This window comes from Klebsiella sp. MS 92-3, assembly GCF_000195655.1.
Classification (GTDB): Bacteria; Pseudomonadota; Gammaproteobacteria; order Enterobacterales; family Enterobacteriaceae; genus Klebsiella; species Klebsiella pneumoniae.
In genome coordinates this window covers 1-6,509 of the sequence record NZ_GL882732.1, presented here as the reverse complement: position 1 = coordinate 6,509, position 6,509 = coordinate 1, and the positions used below count along the sequence as shown (strand labels likewise).

The following is a 6,509-nucleotide window of genomic DNA, read 5'->3' as shown; positions in this document are numbered from 1 at the left end:
GCGCCTCGCCCGGGCTACAAACCGGCGAAGCCGCCGGGTTGCAACGAGTTAACCGTCATCCACGCAAACGCGCGACAATCTGTTCCAGGGTAAGTTGCCCTGCTGCTGCCTCGACGGTCATGCCGACGAAGTCTGGATTCGCTGGCAATATAATTCCATTTCGCTTTAAAAAAAGCAGGGTGATAAACAGTGCCGTACGCTTATTACCATCATTAAATATATGACCGCGAGAAATCGCCAGCAGATGCATCGCAGCGAGTCGCCACACGTCTGTCACACCTTCATATTCAATTTTGTTTAGCACCCTATACATTATCGCTTCGGCACGCCCCGGATCGGGCATACCGGCAACGCCAGGCGTGACGCGGAGCAGCCTGTCGTGAAACTGTATTATCTCTTCCGCTGAGATAATCTGCAGCGTCATTTATCCGCAAGCTCCCTGATCTCATCACCATGAACCGCCATGATAGCCGCGAACTCATCATCCATTCTGGCCGCCTGGTAGCGTTCAAACTCTTCTGCACTAATGATGACTGCAGATTTATGCCCACGACGGGTAATGGTCACAGGTACACCTGTCACTGCGCTTTCCAGCACATCGGCCAGATTTTGCCGGGCTTCGCTATAGTTAACCGTTCTCATAAAAACCTCCAAAGCTGTACTCTTTTATTGTACAACATACATGTACAAAAAAAGGGCCAACAGGCTCTTTTAAATGTATTCGTGCGATCGGCTCCCGGGGTCGGCGCAAGCGCCTCGCCCGGGCTACAAACCGGCGAAGTGAACGACGCCGGGTTGCGATGAATTAACCGCCGAGATAGGCGCTGCGCACCGCCTCGTTGGCCAACAGCGCGTCGCCGGTATCCTCCAGCACCACGTGACCGTTTTCCAGTACGTAGCCGCGATCGGCCAGCTTCAGCGCCTGGTTGGCGTTCTGCTCAACCAGGAAGATCGTCATTCCCTGCTCGCGCAGCTGCTGGATGGTGTCGAAAATCTGCTGAATGATAATCGGCGCCAGCCCCAGCGACGGTTCATCCAGCAGCAGCAGGCGCGGTTGGCTCATCAGGGCGCGACCGATCGCCAGCATCTGCTGCTCGCCGCCGGACATGGTGCCGGCGCGCTGAATACGGCGTTCATGCAGACGCGGGAACAGCTCATACACCCATTTGATGCGGGTCTGGAACTGATCGCGGTCGGCAAAAAAACCGCCCATCGCCAGGTTCTCTTCCACCGTCATACGCGAAAAGACGCGCCGCCCTTCCGGAACGATCGCCACCGCCTCGCGCATGATCTTCGCGGTTTGCCAGTCGGTAATATCCTTACCGTCAAAGACAATGCGCCCGCTGGAAGCCCGCGGATCGCCGCACAGCGTACCAAGTAGGGTGGTTTTCCCCGCGCCGTTGGCGCCGATAAGCGTGACGATCTCGCCCTGTTTGATATGCAGGCTGACGTTGTGCAGCGCCTGAATCTTGCCGTAGTGGGCGCTGACGTTGTCAAAAGTTAACATCGCGTTTTCCATCTTATGCCTCACCAAGGTATGCGCGGATCACGTCCGGGTTATTACGAATCTCTTCCGGCGTCCCGTTGGCCAGCGGTGTTCCCTGGTTCACGACGTAGATGCGATCGGAAATGCCCATCACCAGCTTCATATCGTGTTCGATAAGCAGGATGGTGGTGTTGTGATGGTTACGCAGCTCGGCGATAAGCTCGTCCAGCTCTTTGGTCTCTTTCGGGTTCAGCCCCGCCGCCGGTTCATCGAGCATCAGAATTTCCGGCTGGGTCACCATGCAGCGGGCAATCTCCAGCCGACGCTGGTCGCCGTAGGCCAGGTTGCTGGCCTGACGGTTGGCATGCTCCAGCAGGCCGATGCGCTCCAGCCAGGTGGCGGCCCTGTCCAGCGCTTCGCTCTGCGCCCGACGGAAGGCCGGCGTTTTCAGCAGGCCGGAGAAGAGCCCGGTTTTCAGCTGCTGATGCTGCGCCACCAGCAGGTTTTCAATCACCGTCATTTCGCGGAACAGGCGCACGTGCTGGAAGGTCCGCACCACGCCCATCCGCGCAATCTGCTGACCCGGCAGCCCTTCCAGGTGCTGGTCGCGCAGCAGAATAGTGCCGCCGGTGGGCTTGTAAAAACCGGTCAGGCAGTTAAAGACGGTGGTCTTCCCGGCGCCGTTGGGGCCGATCAGCGAGACGATCTCGCGCTCTCTGAGCTCCAGCGACACATTGTTGACGGCCAGCAGACCGCCGAAACGCATCATCAGGCCGCTAACGGATAATAATGGCTGACTCATGCCTGCTCTCCTTTCGCCTGACCGTTTTTCAGCTTCAACTGCACGCGCGTCATTGGCAGAAGCCCCTGCGGACGCCAGATCATCATCAGCACCATCAGGCCGCCGAGCATTAACATGCTGTATTCGTTGAAGTCACGCATCAACTCGCGCGAGACCACCAGCAGAATAGCCGCGAGGATCACCGCGAACTGCGAGCCCATCCCGCCCAGCACGACGATCGCCAGCACAAAGGCTGACTCGGCGAAGGTAAAGGATTCCGGGCTGACGAAGCCCTGGCGCGCGGCGAACAGCGTGCCGGCGAAGCCAGCAAACGCGGCGCTGATGGTAAAGGCGGTCAGCTTGATGCGCGTCGGGCTCAGGCCCAGCGAACGACAGGCGATCTCATCTTCACGCAGCGCTTCCCACGCCCGGCCCAGCGGCATTCGCAGCAGGCGGTTGATGACGAACAGGCTGAGCACTACCAGCAGCAACGCCACCAGGTAGAGGAAAATCACCCGATCGGAGGGATCGTATTTGACGCCGAAGAAGTTGCTGAAGGTATCCCAGCCGCCTTCGCGGGCGCTGCGGCTAAATTCGAGGCCAAAGAAGGTCGGTTTCGGGATCTGGCTGATACCGTTCGGCCCGCCGGTGATCTCGGTATTGTTGAGCAGCAGAATGCGCACGATCTCGCCGAAGCCTAAGGTCACAATCGCCAGGTAGTCGCCGCGCAAACGCAGCACCGGGAAGCCCAGCAGGAAACCGGCCGCCGCGGAGACCAGGCCGGCCAGCGGGAGACAGGTCCAGAAGCCAAGACCGTAATAGTGGTTCAGCAGCGCAAAGGTATACGCGCCGATGGCATAGAACCCACCGTAGCCCAGCACCAGCAGGCCGGAAAGGCCGACCACCACGTTCAACCCGAGGCCGAGGATGATATAGATCATCGTCAGGGTGGCGATATCCACCGTGCCGCGCGACACCATAAACGGCCAGGCCACGGCAATCACCAGCAGGGCGATCAGGAACAGCTTCTGCTTCACCGTCGACCCGTCAATCGCCGGCATAATAAACTTCGGCCCGGAGACGTTCTTAACCGCTTTCTGGAACAGCGGCCGCAGCAGCTGGAAGAAAAAGACCACCGCGGTACCGATGAAGATCCACTGCCAGCGAATATCGGCGGCGGTATCGACCACCAGTTTGGTGCCGTTCAGCTCCAGCTGCACGCCCATAAAGACGCCCGCCAGAATGAAGAACATCACGGCAGAGAGCAGCGCCATTGCAATTTGCATCGGTTTCATACTTTTTCCACCTCCGGGCGGCCCAGAATGCCGGTCGGCATCACTAACAGCACCAGAATCAGCAGCGCGAAGGAAACGACGTCCTTATATTCGGTGCTGAGATAGGCGGAAGAGAGCGCCTCGGCAATACCCAGGATCAGGCCGCCGATCATCGCGCCAGGGATACTGCCGATCCCGCCGAGCACGGCGGCGGTGAACGCCTTCATCCCGGCCATAAAGCCGATGTAGGGGTTAATCACGCCGTAGAACTGCCCCAGCAGCACGCCGGCCACCGCCGCCATCGCTGCGCCGATGACAAAGGTCAGGGCAATGACGCGGTCGGTGTTAATCCCGAGCAGGCTGGCCATTTTCAGATCTTCCGCGCAGGCGCGGCAGGCGCGCCCCATCCGCGAGTAGCGAATAAACAGCGTCAGGGCCAGCATGGCGATAAAGGTCACCACCCAGATCACCAGTTGCATGGTGGTGATCGTCGCGGAGAAGCTGTCGCTGTGGCCGACGACCCACTGGCCGTTAAACAAGCTCGGCAGCGCCACGTCGCGGGAGCCCTGGGTCAGGCTGACGTAGTTCTGCAGGAAGATAGACATCCCGATGGCGGAGATCAGCGCAATCAGGCGCTTGGAGTTACGCACCGGCCGATAGGCCACGCGCTCAATGCTCCAGCCGTAGGCGCTGGCAATCACAATGGCGCCCACGAATCCGGCGGCGACCAGCAGCCAGCTAGTGTCAATGCCCATCATCATCAGCGCGGCGATGATCATGAAGGAGACATAGCTGCCAATCATATAGACCTCGCCGTGGGCGAAGTTGATCATGCCGATAATGCCGTACACCATCGTATAGCCGATGGCGATCAACGCATAGGTACTGCCCAGCGTGACGCCGTTAAACATCTGCTGCAGAAAATAGAGAAACTGCTCGGACATAAGGTAACCTTTTTCAAACCGCCCGCGGTTCGCAGGCGGAGGGATAACTCGTCTTCAGCGCTTATTTCGCCGCGCTCGAAGAGCCGTCGGCGTGCCACTGGAAGACACCAAACTCAAATCCCTTCAGATCGCCTTTTTCATCCCAGGTCAGCGGCCCAATCACGGTTTTCGCCCCGTGCGCTTTCAAATCGTTGATTAAATCCAGCGGCTGCTGGCTGCCGGTTCTGTCCATCGCCTGCGTCAGCGACTGAACGGCGGCATAGGTGATCCAGACGTACGGTCCGCTCGGATCTTTCTTCTCCGCTTTCAGCGCGTTGACGATGGCGCTGTTGGCAGGGTCCTGATCGTAGCGTTTTGGCATTGTCACCAGCATGCCTTCCGCCGCGGCGCCCGCGATATTGGACAGCGAGGCGTTGCCGACCCCTTCCGGCCCCATAAACACGGTTTTCAACCCGACGGAGCGCGCCTGGCGCAGCATCTGGCCCATTTCCGGGTAGTAGCCGCCGTAGTAGACGAAGTCGATGTTCTCTTTCTTCAGGCGCGCCAGCAGGGCGGAGAAATCTTTTTCCCCCGCGGTGATGCCATCGAAGAAGACGATGTTGGCCCCGGCTTTCTTCAGGTTGTCCTGCACCGAACGCGCCAGCCCTTCGCCGTACTGCTGCTTGTCATGAATGATGGCGATACGCTGCGGTTTGACTTTCTCGACGATATATTTCGCCGCGGTCGGCCCCTGCGAGGAGTCGAGGCCGGCGGTACGCATGATGTACTGGTATCCGCGCTGGGTCAGCTCCGGATTGGTCGCCCCGGGGGAGATCATCAGGATGCCTTCATCCTCATAGATGTCGGAAGCCGGCTGGGTGGAAGAGGAGCACAGGTGGCCGATAACGTACTGAATGCCGTCGTTGACGATTTTGTTGGCCACCGCGACCGCTTGCTTCGGATCGCAGGCGTCGTCATATTCGACGGCCACCAGCTTGTCGCCCTTAATGCCGCCGCTGGCGTTGATGTCTTTAATCGCCTGACGCGCGCCATTGAACTCCATGTCGCCCCACTGGGCCACTGGACCCGACATCGCGCCGACCACGGCGACCTTAATATCCTTGGCCATCGCCGCGTGCGACATCGCTAATGCGACAATGCCCGCGACGATGGTTTTCGCGTTCCTTTTCATGCTGCAGAACCCCGTTCGTGATGTGGTGTAAATGTTTTGTATTTTTATGGTTAAAAAGCATTCTGTGCTTTTATTAAACAACGCCATTTTTACCATTGAGTTTAATGGTTTAGCGCAGTTTTTCACTAAAAAACAGATTAAAATCTCTATTTTTCAGTCGATTAAGCAAAGATAATATTCTGTATTTTGGTGAAGATAAACAAAAAAAAGTCCATCCTGCAGCATAAAATAACGATACATAAGGCGGAATAAAACGCTGCACATTAGGTTAAAATTCTGCTTATTTTTCGATCCATGACGGATTGAGCTACCCTGACAACGCCAGGAAAACGAATCCCCTGATGTACGCGCAAAAAACAGCGCTCCGCCAGACAGCAATTTTGGGTACACTGGCGCCTCTGTTTTGCACTGGATTTGCCGCCCATGAAACTGACCATTATCCGTTTACAGCACTTCAGCGATCAGGATCGCATTGATCTGGGGAAAATCTGGCCGTCGCAGGATCTGTCGACGCTGACCCTTGATGAAAACCATCGTCTCTACGCCGCCCGCTTTAACGAGCGCCTGCTGGGCGCCGTGCGCGTTACCCTGCGCGGCGTCGAAGGTGAGCTCAGCGATCTGTGCGTGCGTGAAGTGACCCGCCGCCGCGGCGTCGGACAATACTTAGTGGAAGAGACATTGCGTGATAACCCGGCGATCAATAGCTGGCGCGTCGCCGACCATGGGGTGGAGGACCGCGACGTGATGGCGGCCTTTATGCAGGCGCTCGGCTTTAGCGCCCAGCAGAATGGTTGGGAAAAGCATTAAGCCGTAGCCCCAATAAGCGGAGCATGACCAAGGAAGAACCCGGCGG

8 protein-coding genes are annotated in these 6,509 nt (G+C 57.9%); 1 reads left to right on the top strand and 7 read right to left on the bottom strand.

Going from position 1 to position 6,509, the window contains the following annotated elements; genetic code table 11:
• Positions 1-55: 55 nt before the first annotated feature.
• The 7 genes from HMPREF9538_RS23620 to livK form a co-directional block, all read right to left on the bottom strand.
• Entirely contained in the window at positions 56-424 is a 369-nt protein-coding gene (locus tag HMPREF9538_RS23620) for a type II toxin-antitoxin system death-on-curing family toxin (RefSeq protein ID WP_002920800.1), read from the bottom strand.
• The gene (locus tag HMPREF9538_RS23625; protein ID WP_004174006.1) at positions 421-642 is read right to left on the bottom strand and encodes a type II toxin-antitoxin system Phd/YefM family antitoxin; all 222 of its coding nucleotides are present in this window, start codon (positions 640-642) and stop codon (positions 421-423) included. The genes HMPREF9538_RS23620 and HMPREF9538_RS23625 overlap by 4 nt, the downstream gene beginning before the upstream one ends.
• A 163-nt stretch (positions 643-805) precedes the next feature.
• The gene (livF, locus tag HMPREF9538_RS23630; protein WP_009484078.1) at positions 806-1,519 is read right to left on the bottom strand and encodes a high-affinity branched-chain amino acid ABC transporter ATP-binding protein LivF; all 714 of its coding nucleotides are present in this window, start codon (positions 1,517-1,519) and stop codon (positions 806-808) included.
• 1 nt (position 1,520) lies between these two features.
• Positions 1,521-2,288 (bottom strand): high-affinity branched-chain amino acid ABC transporter ATP-binding protein LivG, encoded by a 768-nt coding sequence (gene livG / locus HMPREF9538_RS23635; RefSeq protein WP_002920803.1) that lies wholly within the window; start codon positions 2,286-2,288, stop codon positions 1,521-1,523.
• Positions 2,285-3,562, bottom strand: coding sequence for a branched chain amino acid ABC transporter permease LivM (gene livM / locus HMPREF9538_RS23640; RefSeq protein WP_004174005.1), 1,278 nt, complete (start codon positions 3,560-3,562; stop codon positions 2,285-2,287). Before livM ends, livG begins: the two co-directional genes overlap by 4 nt.
• Positions 3,559-4,485, bottom strand: coding sequence for a high-affinity branched-chain amino acid ABC transporter permease LivH (gene livH / locus HMPREF9538_RS23645; protein ID WP_002920807.1), 927 nt, complete (start codon positions 4,483-4,485; stop codon positions 3,559-3,561). The genes livM and livH overlap by 4 nt, the downstream gene beginning before the upstream one ends.
• A gap of 61 nt (positions 4,486-4,546) precedes the next feature.
• Positions 4,547-5,656: a high-affinity branched-chain amino acid ABC transporter substrate-binding protein LivK gene (livK, locus tag HMPREF9538_RS23650; RefSeq protein ID WP_009484077.1), complete on the bottom strand. Its 1,110-nt coding sequence runs from the start codon at positions 5,654-5,656 to the stop codon at positions 4,547-4,549.
• 423 nt (positions 5,657-6,079) lie between these two features.
• Between livK and panM the strand changes: the two genes are divergently transcribed.
• On the top strand, positions 6,080-6,463 hold the full coding sequence (gene panM, locus HMPREF9538_RS23660; RefSeq protein WP_009484075.1) for an aspartate 1-decarboxylase autocleavage activator PanM: 384 nt from the start codon (positions 6,080-6,082) through the stop codon (positions 6,461-6,463).
• Positions 6,464-6,509 lie beyond the last annotated feature (46 nt).